The 17,995-nt window shown below is 70.2% G+C and carries 16 protein-coding genes, 3 pseudogenes and 3 riboswitches; of the genes and pseudogenes, 14 read left to right on the forward strand and 5 right to left on the reverse strand.

Features of this window, described 5'->3' with window-relative positions; all coding sequences use genetic code 11:
* Positions 1-478, forward strand: a 478-nt coding sequence (locus tag CCN33_RS32975) for an N-acetylmuramoyl-L-alanine amidase (protein ID WP_244173808.1), incomplete at its 5' end; no start/stop codon positions are given.
* Positions 472-1,761, forward strand: a complete 1,290-nt coding sequence (locus tag CCN33_RS14485; protein WP_086694045.1) for a hypothetical protein — start codon at positions 472-474, stop codon at positions 1,759-1,761. The genes CCN33_RS32975 and CCN33_RS14485, both read left to right, overlap by 7 nt.
* A 41-nt stretch (positions 1,762-1,802) precedes the next feature.
* Here CCN33_RS14485 and CCN33_RS14490 read toward each other — a convergent pair whose 3' ends face one another.
* Together CCN33_RS14490 and CCN33_RS31115 are read right to left on the reverse strand one after the other, a co-directional pair.
* Positions 1,803-2,936, reverse strand: a complete 1,134-nt coding sequence (locus tag CCN33_RS14490; RefSeq protein WP_086694046.1) for a helix-turn-helix domain-containing protein — start codon at positions 2,934-2,936, stop codon at positions 1,803-1,805.
* A gap of 197 nt (positions 2,937-3,133) precedes the next feature.
* A pseudogene (locus tag CCN33_RS31115) lies at positions 3,134-3,286 on the reverse strand (polyphosphate kinase 2); the annotation flags it as partial.
* Here CCN33_RS31115 and CCN33_RS33780 point away from each other — a divergent pair.
* The 6 genes and pseudogenes from CCN33_RS33780 to CCN33_RS14515 form a co-directional block, all read left to right on the forward strand.
* Positions 3,243-3,536: pseudogene (locus tag CCN33_RS33780) on the forward strand (aminotransferase class III-fold pyridoxal phosphate-dependent enzyme); the annotation flags it as partial. The pseudogenes CCN33_RS31115 and CCN33_RS33780 sit on opposite strands and share 44 nt — an antisense overlap.
* 152 nt (positions 3,537-3,688) lie before the next feature.
* Positions 3,689-3,889, forward strand: a complete 201-nt coding sequence (locus CCN33_RS33785) for a hypothetical protein (RefSeq protein ID WP_167387856.1) — start codon at positions 3,689-3,691, stop codon at positions 3,887-3,889.
* Between the two features lie 73 nt (positions 3,890-3,962).
* Positions 3,963-4,637, forward strand: a complete 675-nt coding sequence (locus tag CCN33_RS14500; RefSeq protein ID WP_086694047.1) for a LysE family translocator — start codon at positions 3,963-3,965, stop codon at positions 4,635-4,637.
* Between the two features lie 119 nt (positions 4,638-4,756).
* Entirely contained in the window at positions 4,757-5,764 is a 1,008-nt protein-coding gene (locus CCN33_RS31120; protein WP_167387857.1) for a Tn3 family transposase, read from the forward strand.
* Entirely contained in the window at positions 5,761-6,588 is an 828-nt protein-coding gene (locus tag CCN33_RS14510) for an LLM class F420-dependent oxidoreductase (protein WP_086694048.1), read from the forward strand. The genes CCN33_RS31120 and CCN33_RS14510 overlap by 4 nt, the downstream gene beginning before the upstream one ends.
* Before the next feature lie 33 nt (positions 6,589-6,621).
* A complete protein-coding gene (locus CCN33_RS14515) occupies positions 6,622-7,056 on the forward strand; it encodes a TIGR03668 family PPOX class F420-dependent oxidoreductase (RefSeq protein ID WP_244173809.1) in 435 nt (144 codons plus the stop codon).
* Positions 7,057-7,281: 225 nt separating this feature from the next.
* Here CCN33_RS14515 and CCN33_RS14520 read toward each other — a convergent pair.
* A pseudogene (locus tag CCN33_RS14520) lies at positions 7,282-7,395 on the reverse strand (IS5/IS1182 family transposase); the annotation flags it as partial.
* 73 nt (positions 7,396-7,468) lie between these two features.
* Here CCN33_RS14520 and CCN33_RS14525 point away from each other — a divergent pair.
* The 6 genes from CCN33_RS14525 to CCN33_RS14555 all read left to right on the forward strand — a co-directional run bounded on the left by CCN33_RS14525 (position 7,469) and on the right by CCN33_RS14555 (position 14,939).
* Positions 7,469-8,428: an NAD(P)H-dependent flavin oxidoreductase gene (locus CCN33_RS14525; RefSeq protein WP_086694049.1), complete on the forward strand. Its 960-nt coding sequence runs from the start codon at positions 7,469-7,471 to the stop codon at positions 8,426-8,428.
* A 760-nt stretch (positions 8,429-9,188) separates the two neighbouring features.
* On the forward strand, positions 9,189-10,199 hold the full coding sequence (locus CCN33_RS14530) for an alcohol dehydrogenase catalytic domain-containing protein (RefSeq protein WP_086694050.1): 1,011 nt from the start codon (positions 9,189-9,191) through the stop codon (positions 10,197-10,199).
* A gap of 153 nt (positions 10,200-10,352) precedes the next feature.
* Positions 10,353-11,240 carry an SDR family oxidoreductase gene (locus CCN33_RS14535; protein WP_086694051.1) on the forward strand — a complete coding sequence of 296 codons (888 nt, stop codon included), beginning with the start codon at positions 10,353-10,355 and terminating at the stop codon, positions 11,238-11,240.
* A gap of 1,002 nt (positions 11,241-12,242) precedes the next feature.
* Positions 12,243-12,806, forward strand: coding sequence for a hypothetical protein (locus tag CCN33_RS14545; protein ID WP_086694052.1), 564 nt, complete (start codon positions 12,243-12,245; stop codon positions 12,804-12,806).
* A gap of 624 nt (positions 12,807-13,430) precedes the next feature.
* Positions 13,431-13,554: riboswitch (cobalamin riboswitch) on the forward strand.
* Positions 13,555-13,615: 61 nt separating this feature from the next.
* Positions 13,616-14,014, forward strand: coding sequence for a hypothetical protein (locus CCN33_RS14550; RefSeq protein ID WP_086694053.1), 399 nt, complete (start codon positions 13,616-13,618; stop codon positions 14,012-14,014).
* 132 nt (positions 14,015-14,146) lie between these two features.
* Positions 14,147-14,290: riboswitch (cobalamin riboswitch) on the forward strand.
* Between the two features lie 163 nt (positions 14,291-14,453).
* Positions 14,454-14,939 (forward strand): DUF4430 domain-containing protein, encoded by a 486-nt coding sequence (locus CCN33_RS14555; protein WP_086694054.1) that lies wholly within the window; start codon positions 14,454-14,456, stop codon positions 14,937-14,939.
* A gap of 13 nt (positions 14,940-14,952) precedes the next feature.
* Here CCN33_RS14555 and CCN33_RS14560 read toward each other — a convergent pair whose 3' ends face one another.
* Positions 14,953-15,873, reverse strand: a complete 921-nt coding sequence (locus CCN33_RS14560) for a cobalamin-binding protein (protein WP_086694055.1) — start codon at positions 15,871-15,873, stop codon at positions 14,953-14,955.
* Positions 15,874-15,913: 40 nt separating this feature from the next.
* Entirely contained in the window at positions 15,914-17,326 is a 1,413-nt protein-coding gene (locus tag CCN33_RS14565) for a prenyltransferase/squalene oxidase repeat-containing protein (protein ID WP_086694056.1), read from the reverse strand.
* A gap of 284 nt (positions 17,327-17,610) precedes the next feature.
* Positions 17,611-17,744: riboswitch (cobalamin riboswitch) on the forward strand.
* The last annotated feature ends 251 nt before the right edge of the window (positions 17,745-17,995 follow it).

The raw sequence follows: 17,995 nt of genomic DNA on the forward strand, positions 1-17,995 counted from the left end.
GGGCATCGAGCACGAGGGTTACATCAGCACGCCGTCCTGGTTCACCGACAGCATGTACCGGTCCTCGGCCGCGCTGACCCGCTACCTCACCGACAAGTACGGCATCCCCAGGGACCGCACGCACATCGTCGGCCACAGCGAGGTGCCCGGCAACGACCACACCGACCCCGGCCCGTACTGGGACTGGTCGTACTACATGAGCCTCGTACGCGGGGACGGCGGCGGCACCACCACGCCGTTCCCCACCTGGGGCACGGACGTGAGCATCCGTCAGCAGGCGACCACCACGTCCACCCGCGTGGCCACGCTGCCCGGCCCGACCACCGTGCGCGTCAGGTGCCAGGTCCACGGACAGCTCGTCAACTACGACGGCCATAGCAACGACGCCTGGTCCTACCTGCCCGACTACGGCGGCTACATCTCCAACATCTTCATCGACGTCCCCGACGCCTGGCTCCCGGGAGTGCCGACATGCTGACCCCCCTTTCCCCGAGCAAGAGGCCCGCCCCGCGTCGCGCATCCCGACTGCTCCGCGGCACGCTCTGCCTCCTCGCCCTGGCCGGTACGGCGCTCGGTACGGCCCCCGCCGCCGGCGCCGCCGACGCGCCGCGCGCCGCCACCGGCGCGGTCTCCTGGCGGGCCGACCTCTCCCACCCCGGCTCCGACGACGTCAACGTCCGCTGGAGCGACGGCGCACTGCGCGTGCGCGACGGTTCGCTGAGCCCCGCGTCGCTGGGCCAGGACCGCGGTTACGCCTCGGCGGTGCTGGAGTCGCACCACGTGAGCCGGCCGGTGAACCGGGTCATCGTGGACCTCGACGCCGCGGTGCCCGGCGGGACGAGTGTGGTCGTCGACGTGCGAGGCCGCGCTGCCGACGGCGCGTGGACCGAGTGGCGGCAGGCGACGGCGGGCGCTCCGGCGGAACTGCCCGGCCTCGTCGACGACGTGCAGGCCCGGCTGACCCTGTGGACCGCCGAGGACGGCACCACACCGGCCGTGGAGGAACTGACGCTGAGCGCGGACGACGGGGGAACCGCCGCCGCCCGGCCGCTGGCGGCGGCCTCGGCCTTCTCGGCGCGTGTCTTCGCCACCCGCGAGGGACTGGTCGGCGGCACGACCGCCAACGGGCACGTCATACGCAGCAATGACCACTTCGTGGCCCTCCCCTCGCGGCGCGCCCTGTCGCCCAACGGCAGCGGCCAGTACTCGGTGCAGGTGTGCGGGCCGGCGCGCTGCGAGACCGCGCCCGTGTGGGACGTGGGCCCCTGGAACACGCACGACGACTACTGGAACCCCTCCACGCAGAGGGAGCAGTGGAGGGACCTCGCCCGGGGAGTGCCCGAGGCGCAGGCCGCCTACCAGAACGGGTACAACGGGGGACGCGACGAGTTCGGCCGCCAGGTCGCCAACCCGGCCGGCATCGACCTGGCCGACGGCACCTTCTACAACATCGGCCTGAGCAACAACGGCTGGGTGACCGTCACCTACCTGTGGACCGACGGCGGCGGCGACACCAGGTCCTTCCCGACGTGGGGCACGGACGTGAGCATCCGTCAGCAGGCGACCACCACGTCCACCCGCGTGGCCACGCTGCCCGGCCCGACCACCGTGCGCGTCAGGTGCCAGGTCCACGGACAGCTCGTCAACTACGACGGCTACAGCAACGACGCCTGGTCCTACCTGCCCGACTACGGCGGCTACATCTCCAACATCTTCATCGACGTCCCCGACGCCTGGCTCCCAGGCGTCCCGACCTGCTGAGTCCGACCCGGCGGGTGGACGCACCCGCGTCCGCCCGCACCCTACGGCGAATCCGGCGACGCGTCGTGGGGTATGTCCCCCGGCCCGGGAAGCGTTCCCCGTGCGGGAGCCGTACCCGGCCCGGGGGCCGTCCCCGGTGCGGGGATCGCCACCGGCTCGGGGGCCGCCCTCGGCGCGGGGGCCGTTCCTTCCAGCAGCGCCCGTCCCAGCGCGGTGCGCCGGTGCAGCACCCGGTTGCCCTCCCTGCGGGTCACGACGAGTCCCGCCTCCCGTAGCACCGTCGCGTGCCGGCTCGCGGTCGACGGCGCGAGCCGCAGCGCCGCGGCCAGCGCCGTCGTCGTCATCGGCCTCTGGAGCAGTTCCAGCAGCTGCGCACGCGAGGTGCCGATCAGCTGGGCCACGGACGGCGTGCCCGCCCCGGTGCGCAGCCGCGGCAGCCAGCCGGGGTCCGGGGGCGTCGGGTACACCAGGACCGGCGGCAACGCGTCGTTCACCAGCGTCAGCGGAGCCCGTACGCAGAAGAAGCCCGGCACCACGGTGAGCGTGCGGCCGCGCAACCGCACCAGACGGGCTTCGGGGTAGGGGGCCGCGAGGCGCGTACCGTGCCACCGCCAGCCGGGGAGTTCGGTGTAGCTGGCGAGCAGCCCCTCCGCGCCGCCGCCGAGCGCCGCCTCGGCACGCCGCGCCCGGTCCTCCGCCACCCGCGCCCCGATCGCGCCGAGGTAGGGCGACACCGCCACAGCGTGGTACCGCCGCAGGGTGGTGCCCAGCCAGTCCAGGGCGGCCGGGTCCCCGGTGGCCACCCAGCGCACGCTGCGCGGCACGGGGCCCCGCAAGTCCGCGCACAGCCGGGAGAGTTCGGTGACGAGTCTGCGCCGGGGTGTGGACATCACCCGGTCGACTCCGTGCTCCAGACTCGCCTCACCCGTGCTCGGCGTGAGGAAATCGGGGAAGTAGCCCGAGGCCGGACACAGCGGCAGCAGCGCCCGGACGTCCTCGGTGAGCCGCTCGCGGTGCAGGGCCGCACGCACCTCGCGCCGCCACGCGTCGTACACCAGTGACTCCTGCCTGTTCTGCAGCAGGTGCAGGCTGAGCGCGGCGTCCCACAGCGGGTCCGCTCCGCGGGCGACGCGTAACCGGGTCAACGCCCCTTCGCCGAACTCCACTTGCAGCACCGTGCACGCACCCCCTGGAAGGGCCACGACCGTCGCGGGATCAATGGCTCACTATAGTGAACGCCCGGTCGCGGCAAGGGCCGGCCGGAGACCGGGAATCGCCGTCCCGCCGCGCGGCCGACACGCCGGCGCCTCGCCACGCCGGCCGGACACATCGCCTGGCCCTGCCCGCGGACGGCGACGGCGTCCTGCGACGGTCAGGCCGAGGGCCGCGAGGTGTTCCCAGGGTGGTTCCCAGGGCCGTGAGTGGGGCCGGCCAGCGGGGTGGGTGAGAGGTCCGTGGGTTCCTCGCCGGCCTCGAGCAGGGTGTGCGCCGCGCCCACGATCAGGGGGTCCGGCTTCCCCGCCGCCTCCAACCCGGCCCGCCCGGCCTGGCTCAGGGCGCTCGCCTCATGGACCCGCGCGCATGGCACCCTGCTGGTGGCCGACGACATCCAGATGGGCTGCGGGCGTACCGGCTGGTTGTTGTCCTTCGAGACGGCCGGAATCATCCCCGACCTCATCTGCCTGTCCAAGTCCATCAGCGGGTACGGGACGCCCATGGCTCTCACGCTGATGCGCCCCGAGTACGACCAGTGGCGCCCCGGCGAGCACAACGGCACCTTCCGGGGCTACGACCCGGCCTTCAACACCGCCGCTCGAGCCCTGGAGATGCACCGGTCCGACGGAGCCCTCGCCGCCCGCACCGCGGCGCTCGGCGAGCGGACGGGTTGCGCGGTCCCTGTGGGCGGGGCCTGGCGTGGGGCCTTTCGATGGACCGTCCAGGCGCCGCCCGCGAGGTGTGCGACGCCGCCTTCAGGGCGGGACTCCTACTGGAGACCGCCGGCCCGCAGGAGGAGGTGGCAAAACTGCTGCCCCCGCTCACCGTGGCGGTAGACCACTTGGAACAGGGCCTGGCGATACTCGACGAGGCCGTCGCCGCTGTCGCTGGCGCCCGCGCCCTCGTCGCCTGACCCGCCACCCCGGCCCGACCAGACGCGTAAGGGCCCCGAGCAGCCGAGCACGGGGCGAACGAACGGAGAACGGATGTCGGTCGACCTCATCGGCTTCCTCGGCGTGGTGCTGGTGGCCTACGTCGTCCCCGGGCCGGACTTCCTGGTGGTGGTCCGCTCGGCGGCCGAACATCCGTCGAAGGGGCGAGCGGCGGCGCTCGGTGCCCAGGCCGGACTGTGCGTGCACATGCTCGCCGCCGCCATCGGCCTGTCGGTGATCGCCGCCCGATCACCCCTCGTCTACGACGCCATCAAGTTCCTGGGCGCCGCGTACCTCGTCCACCTCGGGGTACGCGCCGTGCTCGCCGCCCGGCGGGCCGCCCGGGAGCGCGCCGCCGGCAGGAAGCGCCCGGGCGAGGACCCGTACACGGCCGAACCGGCCCCCGCAGGAGAGGCGCAGTCGCCCGGCGCACGATGGCGCTCTGGCTTCGCCCAGGGATTCCTCACCAACGTGCTCAACCCCAAGGCGGCCCTGTTCTTCCTCAGCATCCTGCCCCAGTTCGTCAACGGCGGCGGTTCCACGACCCGGCAAATCTTCTTCCTCGGCATCCTCGACGTCCTGATCGGAGTCGCCCTCTGGTTCGTCCTGGTCGCCGTCGCCGCACGGCTCCGCACCCTGCTGGCCCGCCCCAAGATCCGCCACCGCTGGGACCTGACCACCGGCTGGCTGTTCATCGCCATCGGGGTCGGAGTCGCTGCGGTCGCCTGAACCCGCCCGGGGCCCTCAAAGTCGGGTTGTAGCGCCGGAGCTGGGCAGTTTCGTTCGGATCAGTCGGTCGTTGGTCCGGGTGTGCCGTTGGGGCGCTGGACCTGGGCACCACGGGCGGGGTGGACATCGTCCGCCGGCACGGCGAGCCGTGGATCAAGGTCTCGCCGCTGGGCAAGCAGGAAGAGCCGGAGAACCTCGTCGCGCTGAAGGCGGAGATCGAACGCCGCTGGGGCACCATCGACCTGATCGACATCCTCAAGGAGGCCGAGTTCCCCACCGGCTTCACCGCCGAGTTCACCTCGGTCGCCAGCAGGGAGGCGGTCCCGAAGGCGGTGCTGCGGCGCCGGCTGCTGCTGATGCTGTTCGCGCTGGGGACGAACATGGGCATCAAGCGGGTCGCGGTCACCGGCAAGCACAGTGAGAGCGAGGCCGTCCTGCGCCGGGTACGGCACCTGTTCGTCAACCGGACCAACCTGCGCGCGGCGCTGGTGCGGCTGGTCAACGCCACCTTCGCCGCCCGCGATTCCTCGTGGTGGGGCGAGGACACCGCCTGCGCGAGTGACTCCAAGAAGTTGTCCCAAGGTACCGAGGCCGGCCACCACCGTACTGGGAGCAGAGATCAACGATGGTGGGACGGGGGCCGGGACGGCGTCAGACGGGTACCTGTTCCATATCTCCGGTTCTGGGGAGCCTTGGCGCCTAGGCCAGCCGGGTGTCCGAGGGCCGGGCGGGCCGGAGAGCGGGTGAACACGACCGGAGCAGAAGCCGGCCCCCTCGGCCACTGCGCCCAAGGCCTCGCCCACCGCGTCCAAGGCATCCGACCCGTTCACTGTCGCTGGCATGCCGGCCGCGCCCACCGGCAGGTCCGAACCGACCTGCTGGCCGCACTGCGCGGGTCAACCCCGCCCTGGTCGCCGACCCCGACAAGGCCATCGACCACACCCGGAACCGCCATCAACGGCAAGTCGCCCACGGCCGACGACGCCGCACAGGCCCGATTCGGCAACAACACCCCCACCGTTGACGCCACGCCACGCCACGCCGCGGGAGGTCATGCCCGACGAGGAACGACCGGCCCCGTCACACTGACAGCAGGTGTGCTGACGAGACGAGGTGGTCGCGGATGAAGTTCGGAGTATCGACATTTGTCACCGATGAAGGCATTGGCCCCACGGCGTTGGGACCCGCCCTGGAGGAGCGTGGGTTCGACTCCCTGCTGCTGGCCGAGCACTCGCACATTCCGGTCAAGCGCGAGTCCCCGTACCCGGGGGGCGGTGAGCTCCCGCGGATCTACTACCGGACGCTCGACCCCTTCGTGGCGCTCGCCGCGGCCGCCTCGGTGACCCGTGACCTGCTCCTGGGCACCGGCATCGCCCTGGTGGTCCAGCGCGATCCGATCCACACCGCGAAGGAGGTCGCCTCCCTCGATCTGATCTCCGGCGGCCGGGCCGTTTTCGGGGTCGGCGCGGGCTGGAACCGCGAGGAGATGCGCAACCATGGGACGGATCCGGCGGTCCGCGGGCGGCTCATGGACGAACGCATCCGCGCGATGATCGAGCTGTGGACCAAGGAGAAGGCCGAGTTCCATGGCGACTTCGTCGACTTCGATCCCGTCTACGCCTGGCCCAAGCCGGTCCAGAAACCGCATCCGCCCATCTGGGTGGGGGGCGACAGCGAGCGCGCTTTCGAACGCGTCGCCGCGTACGGTGCGGCGTGGATGCCGAGCGAGCCGCCGCTCGAGAAGCTGGGTGAACGCATCGCGCGTATGCGGCGGACGGCCGGTGACCGCCCGTCCGTCGTGGTGTACGCGGGCCGGTACGACCGGAAGGCGCTCGACACCTATGCCGAACTCGGCGTCGAACGCGTCCTGTTGTATCTGCCGACCCTGCCGGAGGAGAAGACGCTGCGGACCCTGGACGAACTGGCCGAGGCCACTTCCAGCTACCGGTGACAGCTCGCGGCTGCCGCTGAACAGGAGCTGACCGTGCCGGACATGGCCGAGGACGAGGCGCGCCGCCGGTTCACGACCGCACGGGTGGCGCGCCTGGCGACGGTGGACGCGGGCCTGCGCCCGCATCTGGTGCCCGTCGTCTTCGCGGCCCATGGCGAGGAGATCGTCACCGCCGTCGACTGGAAGCCGAAGAGGTCGCAGCGGCTGAAACGGTTGGACAACATCGCGGTCCACCCGGCTGTCTGCCTGCTCGTCGACGCGTACGACGAGGACTGGGAGCGGCTGTGGTGGGTCCGCGCGGACGGTGACGCCCGCGTCCTGGCGCCCGGCGACCAGGGCGAGTACCCGGCGGCCGTCGCCCTGTTGCGGGAGAAGTACGCGCCGTACCGGCAGCGACCGCCGACCGGTCCGGCGCTCGTGATCGCCGTCCGCCGGTGGCACGGCTGGCGTGCCGTGCCGGGGAGGTGACCATGCTGGCAGGGGACATGCCGCCCCGGCATCAGCTTGCCTTTTACAGCGAGTATCCGCAGCGCACTACGAGATCGATGGCGACCTCCAGTCGTTCACCGGGCTGAGCCCTCGCCTGTTCGGCAAGCTGGTGACCGTGCTACGGCGGAAGGGTGCGGACGCGGTGCGCAGGGGTCGGCCGTGGGACAGCCCTTAGTCTGCGGTAATACCGTTAACCGAGCGTTTTCAGTGTTGACGCTCCAGGGTGAGGACGGCGGCGGAGATTGACGACAGGCGGTTGGAGCTGCAACGGGCCCGGCGGAAGATCTGCCAGACCTTCAGCCGCGCGACGCTTCGTTCAGTAGCCGACTGGGACCCGCCCGCCTGCGTTTCCGGGACAGATACGACTTGTGGCTGCTTTACGATGCGATGCATGTTGAGGACACCCGTGTGTGAGCTTCTCGGGATCAGCGTGCCCGTCATCTGTGCTCCTTTCGGTCCGTGGGATCAGGTGCAGCTGGCAGCAGAGGTCTGCGAGGCGGGGGGTATGGGCAGCCTCGGCACGGCCGTGCGATCATTGCCCCAGCTCAGGGAGCAATGGAACAGCCTGAGAGGACTGACTGCACGGCCATTCGCCGTAAACCACACCATGCGCCCTTTCGACGAAGAGGCATTCGCAGCCACTCTGGAAGAGCGTCCGGCAGCCGTCTCTTTCCACCTGGCTGTCCCGGCAGACCTGATCGCCCGAGCTCACGACGCGGGTATCTTGTGGATCCAACAGGTCTCAGATGTCCGTCAGGCCACTTCGGCACTGGAGTCCGGAGCGGATGTGCTCGTTGCGCAGGGTGGCGAGGCAGGTGGCCACAGCGGAGATGTGGCCACCATGGTGCTCGTACCCCAAGTCGTCGACCTGGCAGGCCAGACCCCCGTCCTTGCTGCCGGCGGCATCGTGGACGGACGCGGCCTGGCTGCCGCCCTCACCCTGGGCGCACAGGGCGTCGTCATGGGTACTCGATTCCTTGCCTCCCACGAAATGAACGTCTCTCATTCGTGGAAGCAAAGAATTGTCGAGTCGGACGGCACTGACGCGGTCAAGGTGGTGAACAGCGACAGGGTGATGCCACCGTTCAGCCGCCCGGACGGTTTCGGAGTCCCCAGATCATTGCGAACACCGCTCGTCGACATGCTTCGCGACAATCCGGAACTTGTCGATTCCGCTGAGGCGTCGTCGCGCCTGTTGAACGCAGTCATTGAGGGGCGCGGGGACGAAGACATGCCGTTCACTGGCCAGTCCGCCGGACTCATCCACGATATTCTCCCGGCGCGCGAGATTGTCACGAGAACTCTGCGGGAGGCGGAAGACGCCCTGCGGAGGGTAGATTCATTTCGCTGACCCTGAGCAGCCCGCGCTGGAGTCGCCTTCGCCGGTGATGGCGGGCCGGCCGAGCGTGAGGCGAGGCGAATGACGCGCATCCCCTTGGGACGCGTCGCCAGAAGCCACAGTTGGCCTGCTCGGCCAGTTCGACGATCTGCCTTCTGCTGGAGAGGTCGCCCACGAGCACTGCCTCCGCTTCGGGAAGCCATTAGCGCAGCTGCTTCGCCCGTCGCTCGTTCGTGGCGTGCCCGGTGACGGCGTGCCCTGCTGGATGGGCAGGCGAGCGGCCGCCAGAGCGAGGCCGTCGGTCGAACCGGTGATGAAAACGCGGGCCGTCAAGGTGCTCCGTCCCGCTGTCGTACGGTGGAGGGGGTGCAGGGCCCTTGAATTCATGCTTCGTGAATCCACGCGGCGGCGCATCGGTCATGTGACTGGCCCGGCCGGTATGGGTACCACGACCTTGTGCACTTGCAGTCGCCTCAGCGCCAGGTGTCGCTCTCGCCACGGTGCCGCCAGCCAATCCTTCACCCGAGCGCGCCGGAGCTCAGCTCCTTCCGGCCGCGCGCGGTGCACCGGGTCGGCTGGTGCCCGAGCAGTCGGCGGCAGCGGAACGTGGGCGTTCGCGCACCGACGGTACCCACGGAGCCTGCCGCCGACAGGACACGGACGCTCCGCCGGTCATTTGACGCCTCCGCGACGGCTGACTCGCAGTGAAGAGTCATCGGTGACAGAAGCGGCCGGTCCGGCCGTGAGAGCCCGAGTCACTGGAGGTTCCATCGTGCATTCAGCCATCGCGACAGCGGTTGACGCGCCGCTGTCCCTCATCCAGCGTGACGTTCCCGAGCCCGGCTTCGGGGAAGTGCTCGTGCGGGTGACCGCCTGCGGGGTCTGCTTCTCCGATCTCAACCTCCTGCGAGGCCACTACCCCTTCGCCCGCTTCCCCGTTACCCCAGGCCACGAGATCACCGGCGTGGTGGAGGCCACCGGCCCCGGAGTCGTCTCACCCGCGGTCGGCACGGCCGTCGGGGGTCAGTTCCTCTACGACTCCTGCGGCCACTGCGACTACTGCGTGCGTGGCGAGCAGATCCTGTGCCCCGCCAAGCGGATCACCGGCGTCGTCGCGGACGGCGGCTACGCCGAGTACGTGATCCTGAAGGCCGGATTCGTCACCGAGCTCCCCTCCGGCCTCGACCCGGTGGCCGCGGCCCCGCTGATGTGTGCAGGCATCACCGCGTTCAACGGGCTGCGGCAGGGTGGCGTCAGGGCTGGTTCTCGGGTGGCGGTCGTCGGAGCCGGCGGCATCGGAGCTCTCGCCGTCAGCTACGCCGTCGCCATGGGCGCCCGGGTCGTCGTGGTGGGCCGCTCCCGGAGCGGCGCCGACGCAGCCGAGGAACTCGGGGCCGAGCTGTTCGTGGCGACGCAGGACACCGATCCAGCGCAAGCCCTCAAACAGTGGGAGGGCGGCGCCAACGTGATCCTGAACGCGGCCCCCTCCACCTCGGCCGGTGCCGCCACCCTGGGCGGTCTCGCCCCTGACGGAACGCTCGTGTTCTGCGGCTACGGCGCCGAGCCCCTGCAACTGCCCATCCAGCCGATGGTGCTCAACCGGCTGCATGTGATGGCCTCGCCGTCCGGTTCGCCGCACGACCTGCGTGACACCCTCGCCTTCTCCGCCGCCCACGGAATCCTGCCCGAGGTCACGACCATCCGTCTCGACGAGGTGCCCGCCGCGCTGGACGCCATGGCGGCCGGGAGCAGCTCCGGTCGGTCGGTCATCTCCTTCGCCTGACGGTCCGTCGGCCATCGGCTCGGCCGGATGCGCCTGTTGCCCATTCCGCGGACTGAGAGCCGGTCGGCCCGTCAGCCCACGATCACTTACCTCGGGACGAGGCCTCGGTCCTCTGCGGCACTCGTCGACCTTCCACTCCCCTCAGGAGAAGTCATGAATAAGACCATCCTCATCACCGGCGCCGGTTCCGGCTTCGGCGCGCTCAGCGCACGTGCTCTGGCCAAGGCGGGCCACACCGTCTACGCCGCGATGCGCGACACCCGGGGCCGCAACGCCGGCCGGGTCGCCGACGCCGCGCAGTGGGCCGCGGACAACAACGCCGACCTGCGCACCGTAGAACTCGACGTACTCTCACAGGAAAGCGCCGATGCCGCGATCGACACCGTGTTCGCCGAGACGGGCCGCCTGGACGTGGTGGTCCACAACGCCGGGCACATGGTGACCGGCCCGACAGAGGCGTTCACCCCGCAGGAGATCGCAGCGGTCTACGACACGAACGTGCTCGGCACACAGAGAGTGAACCGAGCCGCCCTCCCACGGCTGCGTGCGCAGGGCGAGGCACTGCTGCTGTGGATTGGCTCTACCAGTACCCGTGGTGGCGCCCCGCCGTACCTGGCTCCCTACTTCGCGGCCAAGGCCGCGATGGACTCCCTCGCCGTGAGCTACGCCGGTGAGCTGGCCCGGTTCAACATCGAGACCACCATCGTGGTCCCCGGCTCCTTCACCACCGGAACCAACCACTTCGCCACCGGCGGACACCCCGCCGACGAGGGGACCGTCAAGGCGTACGAAGAGCGTTATCCGGCCCTGGTGGAGCAGGTCAGCCAGCGCTTGGCGGCCCTGGCCCCCGCCGATGCCGACGCCTCCCAGGTCGCGGAGGCCGTGGTCAACGTCGTGGACACCGCCCACGGCTCGCGACCCTTCCGTGTCCACGTGGATCCCGCGAACGACGGCAGCGAAGAAGTCAGCGAGGTCGCAGACCGCATCCGCCGGGACTTCCTGGCCCGAGTCGGCCTGGAGGACATCCTCCATCCGCACTGACCCACCCATCGCATCGAGGGGTCGCTCCGAACATCATGCGGCACCTGACCTTCGTCCGGGGCGGCTCTCGTGGTTGTCGCCCGGCTGGTGGATGAAGGCTGCCGCGTGACGGGAGGCGGCGCGCACGAGCCGTGCTGGGCCGCGGGACCCTGCCGTACCGGGAATGCCCGCCGGGTCGCTGTGGTTGAACAGGGCGTGATGGTGAAGGGGACAGTGTCCCCGGGCCTCATCTACAGCCTGCAGGGACGATCGTTCGGCTGAAGCCCTGCAGAGCCTTTCGCCGCGTAGGCGACCGCCCTTCACGATCACACCCTTTCGGCGGTCCCGGCCAGCATGCTGGCCGGGACCGCCGCATTTTCATCCACACCACTGCGCGGCGGCGCTGTTGACGACACGTCTGCCGGCAACCGCTTCTCCGATGTTGCACGGTTGTCAGGTTGTCCCAGCCGAGCCGGACCGAGCGTACCCACCGCCCGAGATCCTCGCCCTGGTGCACGACGTCGCCGGGCTCGGTCGGCAGCGGTCGGTCGGCCTCCAGGCGGAGCCGGACGAGGTGGAAGGCACGCTGCCACTCCACCGGCCAGCTCGGGCACCAAGCGGGGTCGCTGTGGGCCAGTGTGTGGACCCGTCCAGGCATGGCGCAGCCCATCAGCTGGGGGCCCCGAGCCGACCACACACGCCGGTGACGACCGCCTGCACACGCAGCGCGGCACTCACGACACCGTCCATACCACCGCTCAACGGACCCGGCCCGCAACGACGCGCCGCAAATACGCAAGTGAGGAGGTATCAAAATGTCACCTGAAAGGATCTAATAGCATGTTAATCTGCTGTTCAACCGCTTTTTCTGATATATCGTCAGTTCATTGTGGTGGCTCAGAAATACCCTGTTTGGAGTCGAGTCCCGATCTTCCGATATGCCGGTCATGTCGGCTGTAGGTAAGTTCATCCACGAGCCGGTCCGACGGGCCGACGCCTCTCTGTGCGACAGGAGATCGTGAGATGAAGCTTCGTTCCACCGTGATCACCGCTGCCGTGTCGGCTGCCGCGGCCATGGCCGCGACCGGGATCACATACGCCTCGGCCGCCCCTGCTGCGGCGCCCCAGGAGGCCCCCGCCGCCGTCGCCGCCGCATCCGGCGGCAGCGGGCAGGGCGGGACCGCCAAGGGCAACCCGGGCGGCAACAGCAACAGCAACAGCAAGGGCAACGAGGGCAAGGGCAACGAGGGCAACGACTGGGACGACGACGACGACAACAACGAGGGCGGTGGCGGCGACTACAAGGGCCGCATCCAGATCAACGAGCGGTCCTACTCCACGCACCCCGGTGACTGCATCACCGTGGTCAGCGGCCTGGGTGCGAAGACCCTGAACGTCCGCAACGAGAGCCGCAAGGCCGTCGAGGTCTTCCGCGGGGCCGTCTGCGACAACGGCGCTCCCATCGCCACCGTCGGCCCGCACAGCTCCAGCTACGGCGTGAAGCCCGGCTGGACCAAGGGCATCGACATCGACAAGGGTGTCGTGGCGAGCTTCCGTGTCGTCAAGCGCCACCACGACGACTACTAAGCCGTAACCGAGCGCATACTGTGAGCCCCGGCCCGCCGGAATCGGGCCGGGGCTCACAGTTTGGCCCATGCGCGTGGCGGCCACATCCACCACCGCCCCCGCCAATGCCGGATGTCGGGCGCGCGGCATCCGGTGCCCGCGGCTGTCCCTCGTCTTCGCGGGCAGCCCCACCTGCCGTTTTATGCCCCTCGGCTGGGTTCTCAGTCCGCCGACCCCGGCTGTCCACCCGGCGCTTTCCCGGGACGTGGGCCTGTGACACACCAGCGCCCCTGATCGCCCGGGCGGGCCGGTTTCCCCTCCCTGGCCGACCGGCCCGTCCGGGCACCTACAGGGAGGGGCAGCCGTCGACAGGCTGGCCTGGGGTGGGCACCCATGAACGGGTGGAGGAGGTTGCCGTGCCGATGGCGCCCAGGTCTGTGGGGCTGCACCTGAGCCATCGAGTGGGCCGGTCGCTTCCTGCGTGTGACGCTCGTTTGACGGTCTTCTCACCTTTCACGGGGCAGGCGCACGACGAAGGCTCCCGCGGCCGGACCGCTCGCGGGAGCCGTTCCGCGTGGCGGCCAGAGGAGGGGCCAGCGTCGCATGATGAGATGATGATCAGCGACATAAGGCGACGGCGGTCCGAGGAAGCCGGTGGGAATCCGGCGCGGTCCCGCCACTGTGACCGGTGCGCGAGCCCTGGCAGCCCCACCGCCCTGATGCGGGTGAGAAGGGCCGGGGCGTGTCGCGACCCGGGAGCCAGGAGACTCACGCGGTCGCCTCCTCGAGCGACCCCGGGGCGGATCTCCCCGGAAAAGGGGAGCGGCGCCATGCCCAAGAAGCCCACGAAAACGACAGCGACAGAGGTTCGGCAGGGCGCCGAACCGGTGCCCTGCCGCGTCGTCGTATGCCGCGACTGCTGCTGCGGCACCCCCAAGGTGACGGGAGTCGATCACGCGGCGCAGACCGCGCGACTGCGAGCGGAGGTACCCGTGCGCATCTCCGACTGCCTCGATGTGTGCGACCAGGCCAACGTCATCGTCGTACAGCCGTCCGCCGCCGGACGCGCCGCCGGCGCACGACCGGTCTGGCTAGGGCTCGTCAACGATCCGGACGCGACCGAGGATATCGTCACCTGGGTGCGTGCCGGTGGTCCGGGGGTAGCTCCGTTGCCCGACATCCTTGACCTGTACACCCTCACGCCGCCGCGGCGCACCGTGGGCTCCTGAGCCTTCCGCATCGTGCGTAACTCGGGGGTTCCCCGACTGCGGCTGTTCGTGAGACCGGTATCAAGAAAACTGGTTGAGTATCTCCAACTGACCATAAGATGAGCGCAGTTCGCGCACGACCCGAGAACGTCGACCGGCGTCGGTGCGCGAGCTGTGCGCATTACAACCGCATAGGTGCGTGCGTGGGGGAAGCCGGTGGGAGTCCGGCGCTGACCTGCAACCGTGTGCGGCCGCGAGGCCGCGAGTCGGGATACCTGGCGCGTGCCCTGAATTGCTTCCCACTGTCATGGTCTGCAGCGCGAAGCCGAGAGCCTCGTTCGGGTCGCCCTGGTCGGTGCCGTCCAGCCGTCGTACACCACGGCCGTGGACCACAGGCTCTGGTGCCTTCCCGTCCGCACGGTGATGGGCTGCGGGCCACCTCATCAGGAAGGCTCGAGCCTTGCACCGTACATCCGCACGTCGCACTATGATCGCCTCAACCGTCCTCGGACTCGCCCTCGCCTCCGCGCCGGTCGCGCACGCCGACAGCACGCCGAGCACGAACGCTCCCGTCAGGGTGACACTTACTGTGCAGGGACCGGACGGCCTGCTGTTCAAGGGGAAGATCAGAACCCGCGGTCATGGGGTCACCACCGCGACGGGCGGCACGCACAGATGCGACGGTACCAACGGCGGCGCCAACCCGTCCGCCGTGCCGACGCCGACGGCGGCTCTCGACGACGCGGCGCGCAAGCGGCACTTCACCTGGGACGGCACCTGGTACGCGTCGTTCGACGACTACTCGGTCGATGCCATCAAGAACGTCAGCGGTGGTGGCAGCGCCTACTGGAACATCTCGGTCAACGGCACCTCCGCCCCGGTGGGCGGCTGCCAGTTCAAGCTGAACGCCGGTGACAAGGTGACGTTCACCTGGACGGCGTTCTGATCCTTCCTTGTCGTCACCGGCCGGGGAACGGATGTGCCTCGGCCGGTGCGACTTCCTCGCCGGTCCGCACGCTGTGCAGGACATGGGCGAGCACCTCCGCCCCCCGCACCACCCGTGGCCCCGGTCGATTGAAGTGGGACGGTCCGTCCAGCACCCATACGCGGCCGGACCGGACGGCCGGCAGATCCGACCAGCCCGGCAGTCCGGTGAGCAATGCGGCTTCCCGCAGGGTGCGTTCGGGTGGGAAACCGCACGGCAGCACCAGGACCACGTCCGGCTGTGCGGCGCGGACCGCCTCCCAGGTCATCGGCTTGGTGTGCTCGCCCGGCGCGGCGAGAAGAGGTTCGCCGCCCGCGGCCGTGATCTGTTCGGGCACCCAGTGCCCGGCGGGCCACAACGGGTCGAGCCATTCGATCGCCACCACCCGTGGTCGGGCACGTCCCGCAACCGCCTTACGGACCCGGTCCAGCCGGGCCAGCAGCGCCGCCCGCTTCCGCTCCGCCTGCTCCCGTACGCCGAGCAGCTCGCCCACCGTGACCAGGCAATCCAGGACGTCCTCGAGGGTGCGGGGCTCCAGGCTGAGGACTCGGGTGTCGGCGTCCATCAGTCGCACCGTGCGGCTGACCTTCTCGTACGACACGGCGCACACGGCGCACAGGTCCTGGGTGAGGATCACGTCGGGGCGCAGGGCCGCGAGAGCCTCGGTGTCGAGCGTGTACAGCGACGAGCCCGAGTGCGCCGACCCGCCGACGGCGTCGGAGATCTCCCTGCTGGACAGCGCGTCCTGGTCGAGGTCCGCGCCGGTCACCACGGGTACGGATGCCACCTCGCGCGGTGGCCAGTCGCACTCGTGGGTGCGGCCGACCAGCTGGTCCGACAGCCCGAGCTCGGCGACGATGTCGGTCGCGGCGGGCAGCAGGGAGACGATGCGCATACCCCGACTCTAGGTCCCGCCGCGTCCGACAGGGCTGCCGTCAGGCGCCCCAGCGCACGGCGATCGTGTCACCGACGCCGACGACCGCGCCCCGCGTGGCGGAGGTGAACGACGAGCCGTCGATGCTGACCTTCCACGTGTTGGATCCGCTGTTGGCCTTGCCGTTGACGGCCGTGATGGTGCCGGTGCCGGAGGACGGGGTCACACTCGTGACGCAGCCGGACGGCGTCGCGCCGCTCGTGGCCGCGTCGAGGACGGCGCCCAGCGTGGTCGTCGAGCCGGTCGGAGTGAGGGCGACGGAGCACACCTTCAGATTGCCCGCGCCGTCGTCCACGGTGAGCGCCAGCTTCGTCGCCGTACCTGAGGTGAGGGAGGACTGGCTCACCCACTGCGGCGCACCCGGCGTGGTGGGAACTGGCGGGGTGGCCGTGAAGCCACCGCCGGCCACGGCCCGCAGACCGTCGATCGAGGAGTACGCCGTCGGCGAGGTGTCGGAGGGGAGGTACTTGAACCCGCCGCCCGGGTTGAACTGCTGCGCGATCAGGAAGTCCACCGGTGTCTTGCCCATGGAGGTGCGGAAGTCCCCGGTCTGCGGGTCGATGCCGCAGGCGTTGAGGCCGGACACCGCCCAGCCGTTGGAGTCGGTGTTGACGCCGAACATGGCGTTGAACGCGCCGCTGTTCGGCACGAGCTTGCTCTTCAGGAACGCCTTGGCCTGCACGATGTCGGTGTCGGTGTTCGGCACGCCCGACACGCACAGCGCGGCCATCGCCGCTCCGGTCATGTCGACGTCGCTCGCGGCGGAGAGCTGGCTGGGGTTGCCCTCGGCCTTGCTGTAGTTCCAGCCGCCGTCGTTGTGCTGGTTGGCCCGCAGACGGGTGATCACGGCGTCGCGCAGCGCCTGCGGGATGCGGGCCTGCCCGGACTGCGTCTTCGCGCCGTTCAGGGCGAGGGCCGCGAAGACGGTGCCGTTGAAGTTGGCGGACGGGCCAATGTAGCCGGGTTCGGCGGTCTGCCAGTAGCCGTAGATGTCGGCGATCAAATTGCGGGAGGCGGAGACCCGTGCCGGGTCGATGCCGGCGGCGTAGGCGTTCAGCGTGGCACGCTCGTAGTCGGTGACGACGGGAGACGACGACGGCCAGCCCGAGGTGGACAGCAGGTTGCGGTAGACGGTTCTCGCGTTCTTGCTCGTGTCACCGCCGGGCGTCACGTCCACCGCGGCGGTCCCGGCCGAGGCGAGCGCGCTGAATGCCCACTCGTTGGACAGTCCGGAGCCGGCGTACGAACCGTCCGCCGCCTGAAGGGACTTGAGGTAGGCGACGCCGTTGGTCTTCGACGTGGCGATCTGCGCCGGCGTGGAGGTCGCCGCCGCGGGCAGTGTAGTGAGCGCGAAGGCGCCGAGTGCGGCGGCCGCGGTGAGGGCGGTACGGCGGTGGGACAGTGAACGGGGCATGGCCTGCTCCTTGGATGGAGGACGCCGGCCGGACCCGGTGCCGGGCCGGAAGCGGCCTCTGCGGAGCAGCGGGCGTGGCCGCCGTCCGGAACGCGTGGACCGGCTTCCAACAGTGCTTCACCGCTTGGGCATTCGGGCTCGGGCCGGCCCCCGCCGTCCCACACCGCTGCGCGTCAGCCCCGGACTCCCACCGGGTTCCCCCACTCGGCAGACCGGGACGGTACCCGACCCGCATCCGGGCCGCCACCGCTCACGCAGGCCGGCCTGTAGGCAGCCTTGACGGTTGCTGTGAAGCGTGTTCAAATCCGGCTGATACGCAATGAGTTCCAGGGGAAGCCGGTCGAATTCCGGCGCTGACCCGCAACCGTAGGCCCGGCACCACCGGGCGAGCCGGAATGCCTGGAGCGTGTTCTTCAGCAACAGACGCCGTCGTGGACTGCGGCGTGGTGCGACCAGCTTCCGGCTGCCGGGACCTCCCGTGCGACGGAGGCTTCCTGCCACGTCCGCGCGTCCGCTCCGGCAGGCGCGAGGGGGCCGTGGTGGGAACGGGGAAGCGAAGAATCGGGACCGTGGTGGCGGGCCCACGACGAGTGGTGTCGCTCGCGTCGGCCCTGTTCGTCCTGTTGGCCGCCTGCGTGAGCTTCCTCACGACAACCCCCGCCGCGGCGG

It is taken from the genome of Streptomyces recifensis (genome assembly GCF_002154615.1).
Lineage (GTDB): Bacteria > Actinomycetota > Actinomycetes > Streptomycetales > Streptomycetaceae > Streptomyces > Streptomyces griseoluteus.

Excerpts from the sequence above, each read along its gene's own strand:
- CCN33_RS14485 (WP_086694045.1), top strand. The coding sequence starts at position 472 with ATGCTGACCCCCCTTTCCCCGAGCAAGAGGCCCGCCCCGCGTCGCGCA.
- CCN33_RS33785 (WP_167387856.1), top strand. The coding sequence starts at position 3,689 with ATGGACCGTCCAGGCGCCGCCCGCGAGGTGTGCGACGCCGCCTTCAGG.
- CCN33_RS14500 (WP_086694047.1), top strand. The coding sequence starts at position 3,963 with ATGTCGGTCGACCTCATCGGCTTCCTCGGCGTGGTGCTGGTGGCCTAC.
- CCN33_RS14510 (WP_086694048.1), top strand. The coding sequence starts at position 5,761 with ATGAAGTTCGGAGTATCGACATTTGTCACCGATGAAGGCATTGGCCCC.
- CCN33_RS14525 (WP_086694049.1), top strand. The coding sequence starts at position 7,469 with ATGTTGAGGACACCCGTGTGTGAGCTTCTCGGGATCAGCGTGCCCGTC.
- CCN33_RS14535 (WP_086694051.1), top strand. The coding sequence starts at position 10,353 with ATGAATAAGACCATCCTCATCACCGGCGCCGGTTCCGGCTTCGGCGCG.
- CCN33_RS14545 (WP_086694052.1), top strand. The coding sequence starts at position 12,243 with ATGAAGCTTCGTTCCACCGTGATCACCGCTGCCGTGTCGGCTGCCGCG.
- CCN33_RS14550 (WP_086694053.1), top strand. The coding sequence starts at position 13,616 with ATGCCCAAGAAGCCCACGAAAACGACAGCGACAGAGGTTCGGCAGGGC.
- CCN33_RS14560 (WP_086694055.1), bottom strand. The coding sequence starts at position 15,873 with ATGCGCATCGTCTCCCTGCTGCCCGCCGCGACCGACATCGTCGCCGAG.
- CCN33_RS14565 (WP_086694056.1), bottom strand. The coding sequence starts at position 17,326 with ATGCCCCGTTCACTGTCCCACCGCCGTACCGCCCTCACCGCGGCCGCC.